The organism is Streptomyces olivaceoviridis (assembly GCF_014650115.1).
GTDB lineage: Bacteria > Actinomycetota > Actinomycetes > Streptomycetales > Streptomycetaceae > Streptomyces > Streptomyces olivaceoviridis.
In genome coordinates this window covers 347,891-366,579 of record NZ_BMUI01000001.1, presented here as the reverse complement: position 1 = coordinate 366,579, position 18,689 = coordinate 347,891, and the positions used below count along the sequence as shown (strand labels likewise).

15 protein-coding genes and 2 tRNA genes are annotated in these 18,689 nt (G+C 72.5%); 14 read left to right on the top strand and 3 right to left on the bottom strand.

Annotated features, from left to right (window positions below):
- Window positions 1-164 precede the first annotated feature (164 nt).
- From IE273_RS01675 to IE273_RS01640, 8 genes are all read left to right on the top strand, one after another.
- The gene (locus IE273_RS01675) at window positions 165-329 is read left to right on the top strand and encodes a hypothetical protein (protein WP_014672678.1); all 165 of its coding nucleotides are present in this window, start codon (window positions 165-167) and stop codon (window positions 327-329) included.
- A gap of 56 nt (window positions 330-385) precedes the next feature.
- On the top strand, window positions 386-1,072 hold the full coding sequence (gene nadD / locus IE273_RS01670; protein WP_189813310.1) for a nicotinate-nucleotide adenylyltransferase: 687 nt from the start codon (window positions 386-388) through the stop codon (window positions 1,070-1,072).
- A gap of 16 nt (window positions 1,073-1,088) precedes the next feature.
- Window positions 1,089-2,843 (top strand): LCP family protein, encoded by a 1,755-nt coding sequence (locus IE273_RS01665; RefSeq protein WP_189813309.1) that lies wholly within the window; start codon window positions 1,089-1,091, stop codon window positions 2,841-2,843.
- A gap of 125 nt (window positions 2,844-2,968) precedes the next feature.
- A complete protein-coding gene (gene rsfS / locus IE273_RS01660) occupies window positions 2,969-3,412 on the top strand; it encodes a ribosome silencing factor (protein ID WP_014672675.1) in 444 nt (147 codons plus the stop codon).
- Window positions 3,412-4,080, top strand: coding sequence for a histidine phosphatase family protein (locus tag IE273_RS01655; RefSeq protein WP_189813308.1), 669 nt, complete (start codon window positions 3,412-3,414; stop codon window positions 4,078-4,080). Before rsfS ends, IE273_RS01655 begins: the two co-directional genes overlap by 1 nt.
- Before the next feature lie 85 nt (window positions 4,081-4,165).
- Window positions 4,166-4,238, top strand: a tRNA-Ala gene (locus IE273_RS01650).
- Window positions 4,239-4,592: 354 nt separating this feature from the next.
- Window positions 4,593-4,766, top strand: a complete 174-nt coding sequence (locus IE273_RS01645) for a hypothetical protein (RefSeq protein ID WP_189813307.1) — start codon at window positions 4,593-4,595, stop codon at window positions 4,764-4,766.
- 3 nt (window positions 4,767-4,769) lie between these two features.
- A complete protein-coding gene (locus tag IE273_RS01640; RefSeq protein WP_030653820.1) occupies window positions 4,770-5,003 on the top strand; it encodes a hypothetical protein in 234 nt (77 codons plus the stop codon).
- On the opposite strand, the gene IE273_RS01635 is transcribed toward IE273_RS01640, so the two are convergent.
- Window positions 4,993-6,204, bottom strand: coding sequence for a glycosyltransferase 87 family protein (locus IE273_RS01635; protein ID WP_189813306.1), 1,212 nt, complete (start codon window positions 6,202-6,204; stop codon window positions 4,993-4,995). The genes IE273_RS01640 and IE273_RS01635 overlap by 11 nt on opposite strands.
- A 115-nt stretch (window positions 6,205-6,319) precedes the next feature.
- On the opposite strand from IE273_RS01635, the gene IE273_RS01630 reads away from it, so the two are divergent.
- A tRNA-Ala gene (locus IE273_RS01630) sits at window positions 6,320-6,392 on the top strand.
- Between the two features lie 119 nt (window positions 6,393-6,511).
- Here the strand turns inward: IE273_RS01630 and IE273_RS01625 are convergent.
- Complete coding sequence (locus tag IE273_RS01625) at window positions 6,512-8,122, bottom strand: NADH-quinone oxidoreductase subunit NuoF family protein (RefSeq protein ID WP_189813305.1); 1,611 nt, start codon at window positions 8,120-8,122, stop codon at window positions 6,512-6,514.
- Window positions 8,119-9,402: a ferric reductase-like transmembrane domain-containing protein gene (locus IE273_RS01620; RefSeq protein ID WP_189813304.1), complete on the bottom strand. Its 1,284-nt coding sequence runs from the start codon at window positions 9,400-9,402 to the stop codon at window positions 8,119-8,121. The genes IE273_RS01625 and IE273_RS01620 overlap by 4 nt, the downstream gene beginning before the upstream one ends.
- A gap of 417 nt (window positions 9,403-9,819) precedes the next feature.
- Between IE273_RS01620 and leuS the strand changes: the two genes are divergently transcribed.
- From leuS to IE273_RS01595, 5 genes are all read left to right on the top strand, one after another.
- Window positions 9,820-12,699 carry a leucine--tRNA ligase gene (gene leuS, locus IE273_RS01615; protein WP_189813303.1) on the top strand — a complete coding sequence of 960 codons (2,880 nt, stop codon included), beginning with the start codon at window positions 9,820-9,822 and terminating at the stop codon, window positions 12,697-12,699.
- A gap of 137 nt (window positions 12,700-12,836) precedes the next feature.
- On the top strand, window positions 12,837-13,574 hold the full coding sequence (locus IE273_RS01610; RefSeq protein WP_189813302.1) for a hypothetical protein: 738 nt from the start codon (window positions 12,837-12,839) through the stop codon (window positions 13,572-13,574).
- A gap of 72 nt (window positions 13,575-13,646) precedes the next feature.
- Window positions 13,647-14,492: a DegV family protein gene (locus IE273_RS01605; protein ID WP_189813301.1), complete on the top strand. Its 846-nt coding sequence runs from the start codon at window positions 13,647-13,649 to the stop codon at window positions 14,490-14,492.
- Between the two features lie 152 nt (window positions 14,493-14,644).
- Complete coding sequence (locus IE273_RS01600) at window positions 14,645-15,826, top strand: ComEA family DNA-binding protein (protein ID WP_189813300.1); 1,182 nt, start codon at window positions 14,645-14,647, stop codon at window positions 15,824-15,826.
- Complete coding sequence (locus IE273_RS01595; RefSeq protein WP_229887036.1) at window positions 15,823-18,636, top strand: ComEC/Rec2 family competence protein; 2,814 nt, start codon at window positions 15,823-15,825, stop codon at window positions 18,634-18,636. Before IE273_RS01600 ends, IE273_RS01595 begins: the two co-directional genes overlap by 4 nt.
- Window positions 18,637-18,689: the final 53 nt, after the last annotated feature.

Below are 18,689 nucleotides of genomic sequence, written 5' to 3'. Positions count from 1 at the left end.
AGCGGCGAAAGTTCCCCGCCGCCGGGCATCGACCGCTCCCGCCGCGCGTGGGCCGCCGTCGTCCTCCGGTCCCAACGGCGGAGTCGGCGTGATCGCCGCACGCCCGCCCGCTTACGATGAGCCGACATCTTTATTCCGCCCACACGCGATAGGTCCTGCCGAAGATGAGCTTCCACAGCGCAGCAGCCCAGTTGGTCACCCTTGCCGCCGAGGGCGAGCAGCACGGCGGAAACCACAACAGCCTGAACCCGGCCCTCACCGGCGGCGGCGCCCTGTTCATCCTGCTCCTCCTGCTGTGGATCACCACGCGCTTCAACCGCGACCGCTGAGCGGGGAACCCGTCCCCGGCCGGACGTCCGAGGCCGGGCCGGTAGGGTCTGCACGCATGGGACAGCAGGACATGCCTACCGGTCCGGCGCACGAGAGCGCCGACGACACGGTGAAGCACCCGCAGCGCGGACCGGGCAACGGCCCCGCCCACACGGGCAAACGGCGCCTCGGCGTCATGGGCGGAACGTTCGACCCGATCCACCACGGGCACCTCGTGGCGGCCAGCGAGGTCGCCGCGCAGTTCCACCTGGACGAGGTGGTGTTCGTCCCCACCGGCCAGCCGTGGCAGAAGTCCCACCGCAACGTCTCCCCGGCCGAGGACCGCTACCTGATGACGGTCATCGCGACCGCCGAGAACCCCCAGTTCTCCGTCAGCCGCATCGACATCGACCGCGGCGGCCCCACCTACACCGTGGACACCCTGCGCGACCTGCGCGCCCTCAACCCTGACACCGACCTCTTCTTCATCACCGGCGCCGACGCCCTCGCCCAACTGCTGACCTGGCGCGACTCGGAGGAACTGTTCTCCCTCGCGCACTTCATCGGCGTCACCCGCCCCGGCCACAACCTCACCGACCCGGGCCTGCCGGAAGGCGGAGTCTCGCTCGTCGAGGTGCCCGCGCTCGCCATCTCGTCCACAGACTGCCGTGCGAGAGTCGCCAAGGGGGACCCCATCTGGTACATGGTGCCGGACGGAGTCGTGCGCTATATCGACAAGCGCGAGCTGTACCGCGGCGAGTGAGCCGAGAGGGGCACCGGTGAACGACCGATACGACACGGGTGACGCAGGCTACGGCGGCGGCCCGTACGAAGTCGTCGGCTACGACGAGTACGGCCGGCCCGTGTACGGGCAGGTCCCGGCACAGCAGGCTCCGCAGTCCCAGCAGGCGCCCTACGACCCGTACGCCCAGCAGCAGGGCTACGGCTACGACCCCTACACCACCGGCCCGCAGCAGCAGGCGCCCTCCTACGGCCAGGTCCAACAGCCGCACGCCTACGACCCCTACGGCACCCAGGCCCCGTACGACCCGTACGCCACCGGCACCCAGGAGGCCACGGGCTACGACCCCTACGGGCAGGCGGCGAACAGCGGACAGCAGCCCCGGACCACCGAGCAGACCGCCTACATCCCGCACCAGGCCGGCCCCGCGGAGAACACCCGCGTCCCGGACGACACCCGGATCCCGCAGGACACCCTCACGCCGGGGGACACCGAGCCCCCCACGGCGGAAGAGCACTCCCACACCGAGCAGTTCGCCTTCGTCGAGGAGCCCGACGGCGACTCCGAGGACGTCATCGACTGGCTGAAGTTCACCGAGAACCGCACCGAGCGCCGCGAGGAGGCCCGCCGCCGCGCCCGCGGCCGGATCATCGCCCTCCTCGTCGTCCTGGCCCTCGTCGTGGTCGGCGGTGTCGGCTACCTCTGGTTCGCCGGGAAACTGCCCGGCCTGTCCTCGTCCGACGGCAGGACCGGCACCGCCACGCCGGTCACCGCCCAGAAACGCGACGTGATCGTCGTCCACCTGCACAACACGGGCAAGGGCGGCACCTCCACGGCGCTGCTGGTCGACAACACCACCACCAAGCAGGGCACCACGGTCCTGCTGCCCAACTCCCTCGCGCTGACCGACGACGACGGCTCCACCACGACCCTCGCCAAGTCCGTGGACGACGACGGCGCCTCCGGCACCCGCGGCCAGCTCGACACGGTCCTCGGCACCAGCATCCAGGGCACCTGGCGCCTCGACACCCCCTACCTGCAGAACCTCGTCGAACTCGTCGGCAACATCGAGATCGACACCAACACCGACGTGCCCGACCCGGACACCAAGAAGAAGGGCACCGCCCCGCTCGTCCACAAGGGCCAGGGCCAGACCCTCAGCGGCAAGATGGCCGTCGCCTACGCCACCTACCGCGCCGCCGGCGAGTCCCAGAACGCCCAGCTTGAGCGGTTCGGCCAGGTCATGCAGGGCGTGCTGCGCAAGATGTCCTCCGACCCCTCGTCCGCCACCACCACCGTGCAGACCCTCGCGCAGATCCTGGACCCGCCGCTCACCGACAAGGACCTCGGCGGCTTCCTCGCCGACCTCGCCGACCTCGCCAAGAGCGGCGACTACAGGACCGCCCTGCTGCCCGTGCAGTCCGACGGCACCCTCACCGCGCAGACCAGCGACAGCGTGGTGAAGGACATCCTCGGCGGCACCGCCAAGAGCCCCGACGCCGGCTCCTCGGTCCGGGTCTCCGTCCAGAACGCCACCGGCGTGAAGGACGACACGGAGAAGGCCCGCGTGGTACTCCTCAACGGCGGCTTCACCTTCCTGGAGGGCGGCACCGCCTCCGGCACCCAGGCCGCCTCGAAGGTGCTCTACGCGGACGCCGCCGACAAGGCGGACGCCACCGAGGTCGCCAAGACCCTCGGGCTGCCAGCCGGCTCCGTGACCAAGGGCAGCGTCTCCTCCGGCGCCGACGTCTCGGTGATCCTCGGCAGCGACTACCAGCCGTCCTCCTCCTGACCCCGAGCCGCCCGCGCACCGGCGCGCGGCCGGGGGCACCCCACGTGATGCCGTAATCACGTGGGGTGCGCCGGGCGGTCCGTGAGACCCTTGATGACAAAAGACCGCCGACGGAAAGCCATGTAGTGACCGCCACCGACCGTTCCCTTGAGCTCATCAACACCGCCGCCCAGGCTGCGGCCGACAAGCTCGCCCACGACGTCATCGCCTACGACGTGAGCGACGTGCTGTCGATCACGGACGCCTTCCTGCTGGCATCCGCGCCGAACGACCGCCAGGTCAAGGCCATCGTCGACGAGATCGAGGAGCGCCTCCTGAAGGACCTCGGGGCCAAGCCGGTCCGCCGCGAGGGCGACCGGGAGTCCCGCTGGATCCTGCTCGACTACGTCGACATCGTCGTCCACGTCCAGCACAGCGAGGAGCGGGTCTTCTACGCCCTGGAGCGGCTGTGGAAGGACTGCCCCGAGCTGGAGCTGCCCGCCGACGCCAAGGCCACCCGCGGCAAGGCGGAGGAGCACGCCAGGGCGCAGGCCGCCGAGGCCGACCAGGAACCGGGCGGGGCGTGGTGATGAGCGCCACCGGAGAGGTGACCGACCGCAGGGGCCGGGGCCGCCGCATCATCCTGTGGCGGCACGGCCAGACCTCCTGGAACGTGGAGCGCCGCTTCCAGGGCACCACGGACGTCGAGCTGACCGAGACGGGCGTCGGCCAGGCCCGCCGCGCCGCCCGGCTGCTCGCCTCCCTGCGGCCCGACGCGATCGTCTCCTCGGACCTGCGCCGGGCCGCGTACACGGCCGCCGAGCTGGCCGCCCTCACCGGCCTCGACGTCACCCGCGACGAGGGGCTGCGCGAGACCTACGCGGGCGTCTGGCAGGGGCTGACGCACGAGGAGATCATCACCCGCCACGGCGAGGAGTACGCCGCCTGGAAGCGCGGCGAGGCGGTCCGCCGCGGCGGCGGCGAACTGGAGACCGAGGTCGCCGACCGCGCCGCCCCCGTCGTGCTGCGGCACGCCGAGAAGCTGCCCGAGGACGGCACGCTCGTCGTCGTCAGCCACGGCGGCACCATCCGCACCACCATCGGCCGGCTCCTCGGCCTGGAGGCCCGGCACTGGGAGAGCCTCGGCGGGCTCTCCAACTGCTGCTGGTCCGTGCTCGGCGAGGGCGCCCGCGGCTGGCGCCTGCTGGAGCACAACGCGGGCACCCTCCCGGAGCCCGTCCTCGGCGACGACGTCTGACCGCCCCCCGGCCCCGGATTTCACTTTCTGGCAGGTCACAGGCTAGAGTTCTTCTTGTTCGCCCCGCCGAGCGGGAAGAACGCAAGGGGCTATAGCTCAGTTGGTAGAGCGCCTGCATGGCATGCAGGAGGTCAGGAGTTCAATTCTCCTTAGCTCCACTGATCGACACTCCGTCGAGTTGTCAAAGATCGGTGATGAGGATCCCGTCCCCGCAGGGGGCGGGATTTTCTGTGTCCGGCCGCGCGTCCACAGGGCGTTCGCCGACCGCGGACGGTCGGCTGATCGGCGTCGCGGATTTCGGCACACTGTTCCTGAACCGGCTTGAGTCGTTCGGGGCGCCGCGCCCGTATCCCTCTGCGGGGGCGTTCCCGGCGCGCTCCCGGGCGCCGGCCGGGCCGGCCGCGGCGGGAGCCGTGTCCGGACTGGTACTGAGGCGTCGCTGACCGTATCGGTCCGGTCGTGGCAGAATCAAACGGCCGGAAGGGGGCGCGGCCCGACGGGAGGGAGTAGCGATGCCTTCGAGCATCCTTGAGGAGGTCGGCCACCTCCTCGGTGCGGCGTTGATACGGGATACGACCACCCGGCTGAGCTGCCCTTCCTGCGGTTCCGCGCATGTGGCGCAGGTCCTCGGCGACAACGGCGGAATCTCCTACGTGTGCACGGCCTGCGGCCACATCTGGAGCTGATCGATGGGTGCACACAGGCGGAAGTGCGACTGGTGCGGGAGCGGTACCCCGATCGTGCGTGACATGGAGCCGATCAATCCCGATTACCAGTACTGGTGCGAGGAATGCGCGCGGGCGCTGATCATAAAAGGCGACCCGATCGAGACATACCGGGAACTGGAGGGCGAGCCGATCTACGGCCGCCTCCTGGAGGAGCACTGCACGCTCAAGAGGTTCTACCAGTTCGTCACGGCTTGACGCGGACCCCGCCCGGCCCGGCCTTCGGCAACGATGTCCGGGCCAGCGCGAGGAAGACCGCGCCGACGCCTCCGTAGAGGGCCGACAGCGCCGACTCCGTGGCCGACTGGTGCAGTTCCGGCCGCCCGGTCCCGTGCGGCACCCACCACGGGGCGTATGAGCAGAACACCAGCAGGGTGCCCAGGGCCGCCGCCCGGCGCCCGCGTGTCCACAGCAGCAGCACCAGCGGCACGCACCACACCCAGTGGTGGGTCCAGGAGACCGGGCTGATCAGCAGGGCGGTGACCGCGCAGACGCACACCGCCCAGGCCCGCTGCCCCCGCAACTCCGCCCGGACGGCCACAGCGAGGCCCAGGACGGCCATCACGGCCACGCAGGCCGTCCAGGGCGCTCCCGGCTCGGGTGTGTGCAGAAGGCGGGCCAGGACGCCGCGCAGGGCTTGATTGGCGGTGTCCTCGGCACGCCCGACCCGGCTCGCGCGGAACAGCGTCTGCGTCCAGAACCGCCAGGAGTCGTACGGCAGGACGGCCGCCGCCAGCAGCGTCGCCCCGGCGAACGCGACGGCCGCCCCGCGCGCGTGCCGCAGCCACGGCTCCCCGTGACCGCCCCTCAGGCGGGCCACCAGGCCCGTGGCCAGCAGGAACACCGGGAACAGCGCGGGCGTCAGCTTGACGGCCGCGGCCAGCCCGAGGCCCACCCCCGTCCAGCGGTCGGACCCGCCCGCGGGGCGGCGGGTCAGGTCCCACAGCACCAGGACGGCCAGCAGCAGGTTGATCTGGCCGTAGCGCACGGTCGTCCACACCGGCTCGCACCACACGGCCGGCGCCGCCACCCACCACACGGTCTCCACGCGCGCGTGGCCGACGAGTTTCAGCGACAGCCGGACGAACACCACCAGCAGCACGAGGTTCCCGGCCGTCGCCAGCGCCCGCAGGAGCGCGGTGTCCAGCAGGGGCAGCGGGGTGAACAGCAGGGCCGCGAACGGCGGGTAGGTGGTGGGCAGGCGCGCGGCCGTCGCGCGCAGCGCGTACAGATCGCCGCCGGCGCGCACGGTGGCGCCCTCGGCGCGGTAGACCATCAGATCGATCATGGACACGTGCGCGGCCCGCTGAGCTGCCCAGAAGGCCGCGAAGGACACCAGGCACACGCCCAGCGCGACCGGGACCCTGCGGTGGGCTGAAGGCGACGCGATCATGGCCATGAAAACCGACATTAGCGGGCGTATCGGTGCGGGGCCGAAACCGATTTTGTGCTGCGCCCTCCGCCCTGTAATGTTTACGTCGTCGCCGGGGGAACCGGGCGAAACAACAGAACAAGGGGCTATAGCTCAGTTGGTAGAGCGCCTGCATGGCATGCAGGAGGTCAGGAGTTCAATTCTCCTTAGCTCCACAGAAGTCGAAGGCGGACCATCCCGACGGGTGGTCCGCCTTCGGCGTGTTGCGGCAGGGTGTGGCCGAGCGAGGGGGGCGGGCCGCCTGGTGCGGGCGACCCGCCCCCCTCGCGTGTGCTCAGCGGCCGAGCGCGCGCCGGCCGCGACCCTGGGAGAGGACCGGCAGGTTGCGCGACGGCGCCTGCCCGCGCGTGTCCTCCTCGATGCGCAGGGCCAGCGCCGGGCAGCGGCGCACCGCGCGCAGCGCCTTGGCCTCCGCGTAGCGCGGCACCTGCGCCTGGGCCACCGTCGGGAAGCCGTCGGCGCCGAGCTCGAACACCTCCGGGAGGATGTCCGCGCACAGCCCGTGACCCCGGCAGAGCGTCCAGTCGACGTAGATCTTCTGGCGGCTGGCGCCGTTCTCCGCGGGCTCTGCGCCGCCCGGCACGCCCGTGGGGGCCCTGCCCCCCTCGAAGAGCGGCAGGACGCCCTCCACGGGCCGCCCGCAGCCGTTCCCGAGGACGTGCGCGGCCAGGTCGTCGGTGAACGCCTTGATGGTCGACTCCAGGAACATCGCCGAGCCGTCCGGGTGCGAACACGCCCCGCGCCGCTTCACGTTCTTCGCGACCTGCTTCAGCGCCTCCAGGGCGGCCGGTCCGCCGCCGTTCAGGATGTCCTCCATCCCGCGCGCGGCGGCGGGCAGCCCCAGGTAGCAGGGCCCGCACTGGCCCGCGCTCTCCTCGGCCAGCCACTGCGCGACCCGCAGCGACTCGCCCAGCGGGCACGTCTCCTGGCTGATCGGCAGGATCGCGCCCGCGCCCAGCGAACCGCCCACGGCGTCCAGCGAGTTGCGGGAGACGATCGCCTCGTCGACGGTCGCCGCGTCGATCCACTTGCCGTGGTAGCCGCCGGTCAGCACGCCCTGCGGCACCGGCGGGGCGCCGGCCAGTTGCAGCACGTAGCGCAGCGGCACGCCCGTGGGGACCTCGATCACCATGGGACGGGCGACCGCGCCGGACACCGTCAGCATCACGGTGCCCGGTTCGTCGTACAGACCGGTGTTGCCGTAGCGCTCCGGGCCGATGCGGGCGGCGATGGCCAGCTGCGCGAACGTCTCCGCGTTCGACAGCAGCGTGGGCGCGCCGCCCACGCCGCTCTGCGAGGCGCTGATCTTGCGGCCGGGCGGGATCGCCGGGCCGCCGTCGACGGAGCGGATCAGCGCGGCGGCGGCGCCGGTGACCATGCGCACCGGATTGCGCTGCACCCACGCGCGCAGCGCCGATCTACGGCTGTTGCTCAGCCCGCGTTCGGCGAGCGCGGCCTCCATGGAGCGCTGCGTGGACTCCCGGGTGACGCCGATGACGAGCGTGCGGGCGCCGAGCGCCTCGGCGCACAGCAGCGCGCCGTCGAGGATGAGGTGCGGGGCGCGGTTGATCAGCACCGTGTCCTTGCGGCAGGCCGGTTCGTCCTCGCTGCCGTTGACCACGACGACCGGCCGCACCCCGCGCTTGATCGCCGACTCGGCGACCGAGCGCAGCTTCCTGTGGAAGGGGAAGCCGGCGCCGCCGCGGCCCTTGAGGTTGATGCTTTCGGCGAGCTGGGCGAGCTGCTCGCCGCCCAGCGGGTCGAGCGGCCCGTGCACCTTCAGGTGCATGGGCAGATCGAGCCGCTCCACAAGGTCGAAACCCGACGTGAGCTGGGGAAGCCCGACCACGCGGACTTCGGGGACGTCGGGCAGGGCCTCGTTCACTTAAAGCCTCCGGAAGGCATGTTCCAAGGTTCGCCCGAGCCCGGTGTCTCGTAGGAGGAGCCGGGCAGCGTTTCGGTGGCGGGACCGCTGTTGAACGTGTCAGTCGGGTTGTACGTGCCGTAGAGGCCGTTTGTCTCACCGGTGTCGTACACGTCACTTCCGCCGTATCCGGGTGCGCCCGGATTGCCGTGGACCGGGATGGTGTATCCGGTGTCCTGGAGCGGGTCGTACGCGGACGGCGGAGCCTCGCCGACCGGTGGCGGGGACGGGATCGGCCAGCTGCCCGAGGTGCTGGAGGGGCCGTCCACGCGCGGGACGGCCTCCGTGGGCCGCAGATCCATCGGCACGTCCATGCGGGCGGTCCGGTCGGCCATGTAGGGCTGCGGGGGGCGGCCCGGCGTGGAGACCGCGCGGTAGGCCGCCGCGAAGCCGGCGTCGGGCTCGGCGGCGCGGGCGGCCGGGGTCTGGTAGAGCGGGGATGCCACCGTCTCGGCGGTCGCCGTGCGCGGATCGCGCCGGCTGTCGAAGCCGGGCAGCACCGACTCGGCCACCCGCGAGCGGCTCGCGTCCAGCTCGTCGAGTCCGGGCCGCTCCGAGCTGCCGAACAGGGCCACCAGCCGGTCGGCGACCTTCCGCTTGACCGGGCGCGGCGCGGCGCGCAGCGCGAGGGCGCCCATGACACCGAGCAGGGACAGGCTGTAGAGGATCACGAAGACCGGCTTGGCCGAGCGACCCGCGTAGAGGCCGTGGACCAGCGCCGCGCACCAGGCCGGGTAGGCCAGCATGTGCATGGCCCGCCAGCGGGCGGCGACCGGGGCCGGGGTGGCGAAATTGCTGCGCAGGGCGCCGGTGATGCCCACGAAGATCATCAGCAGGCCCGCGAGCGAGCCCAGTCCGATCAGGCCGGCGATTCCGGTGACGCCGAGCGAGAACGGAATGATCGCGGCGATCAGCTTCGTGTGGCCGAGCGCGATCTTCGTGGTGATGTGCAGCAACAGGAACGCGATCGAGGCGACCGCGGTCGTCCGGTGCACCGCCTGGCCGATGATCCGCTGCCGCGTGTTGAGGAAGATCCGGTCCTGGGCGAACAGGCCCCAGATCACCGAGCAGCTCAGCGAGACGAGGGACAGCACGCCCGCGCCGAAGTCCAGGAACTCGCGGAACTGGCTGCCTCCGACCAGCACGACCACGGGTATGAGCAGCAGGACGACAGCGGACGCCACCCCATAGGCCGAGCGGCCCGGTTTGGGGAGCGAGCTGGTACTACGACGAGGGTTCATGGGGGCAACTCCGAGCAGTTTCGGGAAAGCGGTCCCGCTGCCGCACTCTAAGTGGCGCCATACCGATCAGTACGGGGTTTGAGTTATTGCGCTGTTATCAAAGGACCATGCGACTGGGGAAGGTGTCCCGTAGGGGACGTGACGCGAAGTAATCATTGAGCTTCGTTCGGGTTCCGGCGGGCTTCGTGACATGTCCACCATGGATACGGAAGCGCCTCGCAGCTTGCTCAAGGGCTGCGGTACCCTAACGCCATGCGTGCCGTACGCCTTCTGCTTAGCGGGCCGCGCTGATCAGTACCGACCCCGGTCACCCGTGAGGTCGGCATCGGCGCGGCGTCCCCTCCTGTGCGAGGGGCTTTTTCGTTTCTTTGGATGTCACAGCCGCAGGCAGAGACGATCGATGGAGCTTTGAGGATCATGAGCGAGACGAACCCCGCTGCCACCGCCGCGTCGGCGGAGGCCGCGCCGCACCGCTACACGGCCGCCATGGCTGCCGAGATCGAGGCACGCTGGCAGGACTTCTGGGACGCCGACGGCACCTACGCGGCGGCGAACCCCACGGGTGACCTGGCGGGCGACCCGGAGCTGGTCGCCAAGCCCAAGAAGTTCATCATGGACATGTTCCCCTACCCCTCCGGTGCGGGCCTGCACGTCGGCCACCCGCTGGGCTACATCGCCACCGACGTCTACGCCCGGTTCCAGCGCATGACCGGTCACAACGTCCTGCACACCCTGGGCTTCGACGCCTTCGGCCTGCCCGCCGAGCAGCACGCCGTCGCGACGGGCGAGCACCCGCGGATCACCACCGAGGCCGCCATCAACAACATGAAGTCCCAGCTGCGCCGGCTGGGCCTGGGCCACGACAAGCGCCGGTCGTTCGCCACGATCGACCCGGACTACTACAAGTGGACCCAGTGGATCTTCCTGCGGATCTTCAACTCCTGGTACGACGAGAAGGCGCGCAAGGCCCGCCCGATCTCCGAGCTGATCGCCCAGTTCGAGTCCGGTGAGCGGGCGGTTCCGGGCTCCACGCGCGCGTGGAACGAGCTGACCGCCACCGAGCGCGCCGACATCCTGGGCGAGTACCGCCTGGCCTACGCCTCCGACGCGCCGGTGAACTGGTGCCCGGGCCTGGGCACCGTGCTGGCCAACGAGGAGGTCACCGCCGACGGCCGCTCCGAGCGCGGCAACTTCCCGGTCTTCAAGGCCAAGCTGCGCCAGTGGAACATGCGCATCACCGCCTACGCCGACCGGCTGCTGGAGGACCTGGAGGAGCTGGACTGGCCCGAGGCCATCAAGCTGCAACAGCGCAACTGGATCGGCCGCAGCGAGGGCGCCCGCGTCGACTTCCCGATCGACGGCGAGCGCATCACGGTCTTCACCACCCGACCGGACACCCTGTTCGGCGCGACCTACATGGTGCTGGCCCCCGAGCACCCGCTGGTCGAGAAGTTCACCCCCGAGGCGTGGCCCGAGGGCACGCACGAGGTGTGGACCGGCGGCCACGCCACCCCGGCCGAGGCCGTCGCCGCCTACCGCGCGCAGGCCGCCTCGAAGTCCGACGTCGAGCGGCAGGCCGAGGCCAAGGACAAGACCGGCGTCTTCACCGGCGCGTTCGCGACCAACCCGGTCAACGGCGAGCAGGTCCCGGTCTTCATCGCCGACTACGTCCTGATGGGCTACGGCACCGGCGCGATCATGGCCGTCCCCGCGCACGACAGCCGCGACTTCGCCTTCGCGCGCGCCTTCGAGCTGCCGATCCGCTGCGTGGTCGAGCCGACCGACGGCCGCGGCACCGACCCGGCCACCTGGGACGACGCCTTCGTCTCCTACGACGCGAAGATCGTCAACTCCGACAGCGACGACGTACGGCTGAACGGCCTGGGCGTGGTCGAGGCCAAGGCGCGCATCACCGAATGGCTGGAGGGCGAGGGCATCGGCGAGGGCACCGTCAACTTCCGGCTGCGCGACTGGCTGTTCAGCCGCCAGCGCTACTGGGGCGAGCCCTTCCCGATCGTCTACGACGAGGACGGCATCGCCCACGCGCTGCCCGAGTCGATGCTGCCGCTGGAGCTGCCCGAGATCGAGGACTACAGCCCGCGCACCTTCGACCCGGACGACGCCGACACCAAGCCCGAGACGCCGCTGTCGCGCAACGAGGAATGGGTCAACGTCACGCTGGACCTGGGCGACGGCCCCAAGAAGTACCGCCGCGAGACCAACACCATGCCCAACTGGGCCGGTTCCTGCTGGTACGAATTCCGCTACCTGGACCCGCACAACGACCAGAAGCTGGTCGACCCGGAGATCGAGCGGTACTGGATGGGTCCGCGCGAGGGCCGGCCGCACGGCGGCGTCGACCTGTACGTCGGCGGTGCCGAGCACGCCGTGCTGCACCTGCTGTACGCGCGCTTCTGGTCCAAGGTGCTGTACGACCTGGGGCACGTCTCCTCCGCGGAGCCGTTCCACAAGCTGTTCAACCAGGGCATGATCCAGGCCTACGTCTACCGCGACAGCCGTGGCATCGCGGTGCCGGCCGCCGAGGTGGAGGAGCGCGACGGCGCCTACTACTACCAGGGCCAGAAGGTCAGCCGGCTGCTGGGCAAGATGGGCAAGTCCCTGAAGAACGCGGTGACTCCGGACGAGATCGCCGCCGAGTACGGCGCCGACACGCTGCGCCTGTACGAGATGGCCATGGGCCCGCTGGACGTCTCCCGCCCGTGGGACACGCGCGCGGTGGTCGGCCAGTTCCGGCTGTTGCAGCGGCTGTGGCGCAACATCGTCGACGAGAACACCGGCGAGGTCACCGTCACCGACGCCGAGGCCGACGAGGAGACCCTGCGCGCCCTGCACAAGGCGATCGACGGTGTGCGCCAGGACCTGGAGGGCCTGCGCTTCAACACCGCCATCGCCAAGGTCACCGAGCTGAACAACCACCTGACCAAGGCCGGCGCCGCCGTGCCGCGGTCCGTGGCCGAGCCGCTGGTGCTGATGGTCGCCCCGCTGGCCCCGCACATCGCCGAGGAGCTGTGGCGCAAGCTGGGCCACACCGACTCGGTCGTCCACCAGGACTTCCCGGTCGCCGACCCGGCCTACGTCGTGGACGAGACCGTGACCTGTGTGGTGCAGATCAAGGGCAAGGTCAAGGCCCGGCTGGAGGTGCCGCCCACCATCTCCGAGGAGGAGCTGGAGAAGGTGGCGCTGGCCGACGAGAAGGTCGTCGCGGCGCTGGACGGCGCGGGCATCCGCAAGGTGATCGTGCGGGCGCCGAAGCTGGTCAACATCGTCCCCGCGTAACAACCGGAGGATTCTCACCGGCTCGGGGTAGTCCCCTACGGGCAGGTTCGGGGTTCTCGCGGAACTCCGGGCCTGCCCGTTGCGTTTACCGTGGAGAGCACAGCGGCTTGTGCCGTGCCGGCCGGAGGAGGAGCGTCATGGAAGTCGTGCTGACCGTGTTCGCCCTGCTCTTCCTGCTGTTCGTCGCCCTGGGCGCGTACGCCACGGTCAAGGCGGTCGGCGCCGCCAAGCGCGGCGTGGACCGGACCATCGCGCAGGCCCGCCGCACCGTCGAGGACCACACCCTGCGCGCGAAGTCCTTCGCGCAGATCGGACCCGCCGGCGAGATCGCCCAGCTGCGGCTCGCGCTGCGCACGTCCATGCGCGCCACCCAGGACGCGCTGCACGCGGGCGTGGCGGAGGACGAGTCGCTGAAGGAGTCCCTCGGCCTCTTCGAACGGCTCAGCGCACACGGACACGAGCTGGACGCCGACCTCAAGCGTCTGGAGTCCGAGCCGGACCGGGCCACGCTCACCGCGCGCCTGCCCGAACTGCGCAGCCGCACCGAGCGGATCACCAAGTCCGCGGACTCCCTGCGCTGGGCCGTCCGCGACCGGGCCCGCCGCTTCGCCGACGACGACCTGGGCACCCTCAGCGCACAGATCGACATCGAAGCGGACGCCCTGCGCCACTGGACGCGGGCCGAGCCCGGCCAGGCGCCCCCGCCGTGGCCCGACGCACCCGCCACCGCCGACGGCCCGGCCACCGAACAGACCTGGCCGAAGGCGGCCGGGGCCCCCGCCGCCGAGGAGCCCGCCCCCGAGGCGATCGCCCCGCCGTCATGGCGCCCCACCGCACCATGGCAGAAGAAGCCCCGCCCCGAGAGCACCACCTGAGCGAGCCGCACCCGGACCGCTGGACAGGGGTCGGGCTGCCGAGGGAGCACTACGCCAGGTAACCTCCAGCTCATGTCCCGCCATGTCGCGATCGTCACCGATTCCACGGCCTACCTGCCGCCCCGGACGATGGAGCGTCACGGCATCACCGCGGTCCCGCTGACCGTGGTCCTCGGCGACCAGGCCCTGGAAGAGGGCACCGAGATCTCGACCCGCTCCCTGGCCCAGGCACTTCAGAAGCGACGCCCCGTCACCACCTCCCGCCCCAGCCCCCAGGTGTTCGCGGAGACCTACCGCAAGGTCGCCGAGTCCGGCGCGTGCGGCATCGTCTCCCTGCACCTGTCCGCCGAACTGTCCGGCACCTACGACGCGGCGGTCCTCGCGGCGCGCGAGGCACCGGTGCCCGTGCGGGTGGTGGACACCGGAATGGTCGCGATGGCGCTCGGCTTCTGCGCGCTCGCCGCGGCCCGGACCGCGGAAGCGGGCGGCACGGTGGACGAAGCCGTCACGGCCGCCGAGAAGCGCGCCGACGGCACCTCCGCCTTCTTCTACGTCGACACCCTCGACTATCTGCGCCGCGGCGGCCGTATCGGTGCCGCGCAGGCATTGCTGGGCTCCGCGCTCGCGGTCAAACCCCTGCTCCAGCTGGACGCCGGCCGCATCGACCTGCTCGAAAAGGTCCGTACGGCGTCCAGGGCGATCGCGCGCTTGGAGGAACTGGCCGCCGAGCGGGCGGGCAGCGCCGAGGTCGACATCGCCGTCCACCATCTCGCCGCCCCCGACCGCGCCGCCGCCCTCGCCGACCGGTTGCGCGCGCGCCTCCCGGGCCTGGCCGACCTGCATGTCAGCGAGGTCGGAGCGGTGATCGGAGCGCACACCGGGCCCGGACTGCTGGGCGCGGTCGTCTCGCCCCGCTGACAACGGTGGTCCCGGGTACGGCCTGTTCCCGGTGAGGCCGAGGGCCGTCCGGCTTCACCCGTGTGAGTGGCGGAGTTGTCCACAACCGGGCGGTCGTCCACGGGAATTCACCAAGATCGTCGCGGTCGGGCGGAATGCCCCATCCTCGTCGCATGGCACTTCGATCTCGCTCACGCACAGCTACCGCGACCAGCGGCCCCGGCCGTGCCCCCGCCTCCGACGGCCGCGTCCGGCAGCGCCGCTCCACCGGCCGCCGCCATGCCCGCCGTCGCCCGTCCGCACCGGCGGAGGAACTGCGCCGCCGAGCGGAACTCCTCTTCGGGCAACGGGCCGCGCAGTGGCGGGAGTCGGGGAACGCGCCGCCGGTCCGGGACAGCTCCGGGGACACACCGACGGCAACGGTGACGGGCCTGGCACCCGCCCTGAGTCCGCGTCCGGGCTCCAGGCGGACGGTGACCGCGACCACGTCGGTGTCGGGCGGCATGCGGACGCGGGCGGCGACTGTCGCCGCGCGTGAACCGGGCGGTGGGGTGCGGTTGCCGGAGCCGGAGCCGGAGCCGGAATCGGAGCCGGAATCAGAGCCGGTGTCGGAATCGGAGCCGGTGTCGGAGGAGTCCGGGGCCGCGCCGGGTCGGCGGGAGCGTGCCGGGCTGGCGCTGCGCGAGCGGATGCCGGTGTGGCTCCAGACCCGGTACGGAGTGGAGCGGCGGGGAGCCGTGGCGCTCGCCGTGGTGCTCGTGGCCGCCGCTGTGTTCGCCGTGCAGCACTTCTGGGCAGGCCGGCCCCAGCAGGTGAGCGCCCCTCAGGTGGTGCGTGCCCAGGCGCCCTTCACCAAGAAGGGTGGGGGAGCGACCGCCGGACCGGCCGCGGGCACGTCGGCGACACCGGGCCCGGAGATCGTCGTGGACGTCAGCGGCAAGGTCCGGAAGCCCGGGATCCGGCGGTTGCCGGCCGGCGCCCGGGTGGCCGACGCGCTGCGGGCGGCGGGCGGGGTCCGGCCGGGCGTGAGCACGGAAGGACTGAACCGCGCCCGTTTCCTGGTCGACGGCGAACAGGTCGTCGTCGGCACCCCCGCCGGTGCCGCCGCTCCGCCCGCCCCGGCAGGAGGGTCGCTCACCGGCTCCACCGGCACGGGCCCGCCGGCGCCGGTCTCCCTGAACACGGCCACGGTGGACCAGCTCGACACCCTGCCCGGGGTCGGCCCGGTACTGGCCCGGCACATCGTCGACTACCGCACCCAGCACGGCGGTTTCCGCTCGGTGGACGAACTGCGCGAGGTCAACGGCATCGGCGACCGCCGATTCACCGATCTGCGCGATCTGGTACGGCCATGAGCCGCGTGCTCGACGGGACCGGCCCGCGCTCCGAGCCCGAGCGGGATGGCGCCGCGCGTACCGACCGGAGCGGTCCCATGGACCTGCGCCTGGTACCGCCCGCACTCGCGGCCTGGGCCACGGCGGCCCTGACCGTGGACGCGCCGGGGGCCTGGGCCGCGGTGACCGCCGCCGTCGGCATGGTCGGCGGGGCGCTCCTGCTGTCGGTGCGGCGGCCGGGAGGGGCGGGCGGGGCCGGACGGGCTGAGACGGATCCGCCGGCCGATGACGCGGTCGCTGCTCGGCGGACGGTGTCGACGGGGACGGCGGTGACGGGGACGACGGTGACGGGGCAGGGCCGTTGGGCGGAAAGGGCTAGGGCTCGCTGGGCGGACCGGGTCCGATGGGCGGAGCGGGTCCGGTGGGTGCGTGCTCGGTTCGGATGGGCGCGTGCCGCCGTCGCCGCGGTGTTGCTCTGTGTCGCCGCGGCAGCCGCCTCCGCCGGGCTGCACGGGGCCGACGTGCGTCGTGGGCCGGTGCCGGAGCTGGCCCGGCGGTACGCGACCGTGACCGCCGAGGTCGAGGTGAGCGGCGATCCCTGGCTGAGCAGGCCACACGTGCGCGGTGATCACGCCGCACCCGCGGCGGTGCTGGCACGGGCCGAGGTGCGCGGCGTCGAGGAGGCCGACGGAAGACGTGCGCGGACGCGGACGCCCGTGCTGTTGATCGTCGACCCGGATGTCCCGGCACCGGAGGAGAGTGCCGCGGGAGGCCGGAGTTCCGGGCCGCCACCGGACCGCGCCGGACGGAGTGTGCCGGCCGGGCGGGCCGCCTGGCTCGGGCTGCTGCCGTCCACGCGGCTGCGGGTGGCCGGGCGGCTGGCGCCTGCACTGATGGACGGTGACCGGATCGCGGCCGTGCTGCGGGTGCGCGGCCGTCCGGAGCCGCGGACCGTGGCCGGGCCGAGCAGGGCGCAGCGTTGGGCGGGTCGGCTCCGAGCCGGCCTGCGGGACGCCACAGAAGACCTGCCGGGAGACGCGCGGGCGCTGCTGCCGGGACTGGTCGTCGGGGACACCTCGCGGATCACGCCCGAGCTGGACCACGCCTTCGAGGAGACGGACCTGGCGCACACGCTCGCCGTCTCCGGCAGCAACCTCACCGTCCTGCTCGCGTTGCTCATCGGCCCGCCCGGCCTGGCCCAGCGGGCCGAGCGTCGCGGCCTGGCGCCACGCCTGGGGCTCTCCCTGCGGGCGACGGCCCTGCTCGCGGGGGCGCTGACACTGGGCTTCGTGGTCGTGTGCCGGCCCGACCCCAGCGTGCTGCGAGCCGCCGCCTGCGGCGCGGTCGCGCTGCTCGCCCTGGCCACCGGCCGCCGTAGATCACTGGTGCCGGCATTGGCCACGGCCGTCCTGCTGCTGGTGCTGTACGACCCGTGGCTGGCCCGCAGTTACGGCTTCCTGCTGTCCGTGCTGGCCACCGGTGCGCTGCTGGTGCTGGCGCCGGGCTGGAGCGAGGCGTTGCGGCGGCGCGGCGTGCCCCCGCGGCTCGCCGAGGCACTGGCGGCCGCCGCCGCAGCGCAGGCCGTGTGCGCGCCCGTCGTGGCGGTGCTGTCGGCCCGGGTGAGCCTGGTGGCGGTGCCGTGCAACCTGCTGGCCGAGGTGGCGGTGGCACCGGCGACCGTCCTGGGGTTCGCGGCCCTCGCGGCGGCGCCGGTGGCGATGCCGGTGGCCAAGCTGTCGGCCTGGTGCGCGAGTTGGCCGGCGCGGTGGATCGCCGGCGTCGCCCGGACCGGGGCGGCGCTGCCGGGCGCGGGAGTGGACTGGCCCGGGAGCTGGCGGGGCGCACTGGCGCTGGCGGTGGTCACCGTGGCCGTCGTCCTGGCCGGCCGGAGACTGCTGCGGCACCCGGCGTGGTGCGGGCTGCTCGCGGTGCTGCTCGTGCTGCTGGTCACGCGGCCGGCGCCGCTGACCCGGGTGATCACGGGCTGGCCGCCACCGGGCTGGCGGTTCGCGATGTGCGATGTCGGGCAGGGCGACGCGACCGTGCTGGCGGCGGGCGAGGGTGCCGGCGTGGTGGTGGACGCCGGACCCGATCCGGCGCTGGTCGACGACTGCCTGCGACGGCTGGGCGTCACTCGTGTTCCCCTCCTCGTCCTCACCCACTTCCACGCCGACCATGTGGCGGGCCTGCCCGGCGTCCTGCGGGGCCGCGCGGTGGCCGCGATCGAGACCACGGCGTTCGCGGAACCCGCGGATCAGGCGGAGTTCGTCCGAAGAGAGGCGGCCGAGCGGCACATCCCGGTCACGACCGCCGTCGCGGGAGAGGAACGGCGCACCGGACCGCTCACCTGGCGGGTGCTGTGGCCACCGCCACCGCAACCGCCGCCATCGCCGTCACGGAGTCCGCGCGTGCCCCCGGTAGGGCAGGGCGCGGGTGCCGGGTGGGAGCCGGAGGGTCCGAACGACGCCAGCGTCGCACTGCTCGTGCGCACGGGCGGGCTGCGGCTGCTGTTGCTCGGGGATCTCGAACCCCCGGCACAGCAGGCGCTGGTGCGGTCCCCGGCGGCGGCGGACCTGGCCGGAGTGGACGTCCTGAAGGTGGCCCATCACGGCTCGGCCTATCAGGAGCCGGAGCTGTTGCGCCTCGCGGCACCCCGGGTGGCGCTGGTATCCGCCGGTGCCGGCAACCCCTATGGTCACCCGGCCCCGGCGACCACGGCCGCGCTGCGGGCCGGCGGCGCGGTGGTCCTGCGCACCGACCGGGACGGGGCGCTCGCCGTCACCGGGACCGGAGGGAGGGGCGGACGGATGGGGGTGGCGAGAGAGGACTGACGAGGAAGAGAGACGCCGGGAGAGAACGGAGACGACCGGGGACGGCCGGCGAG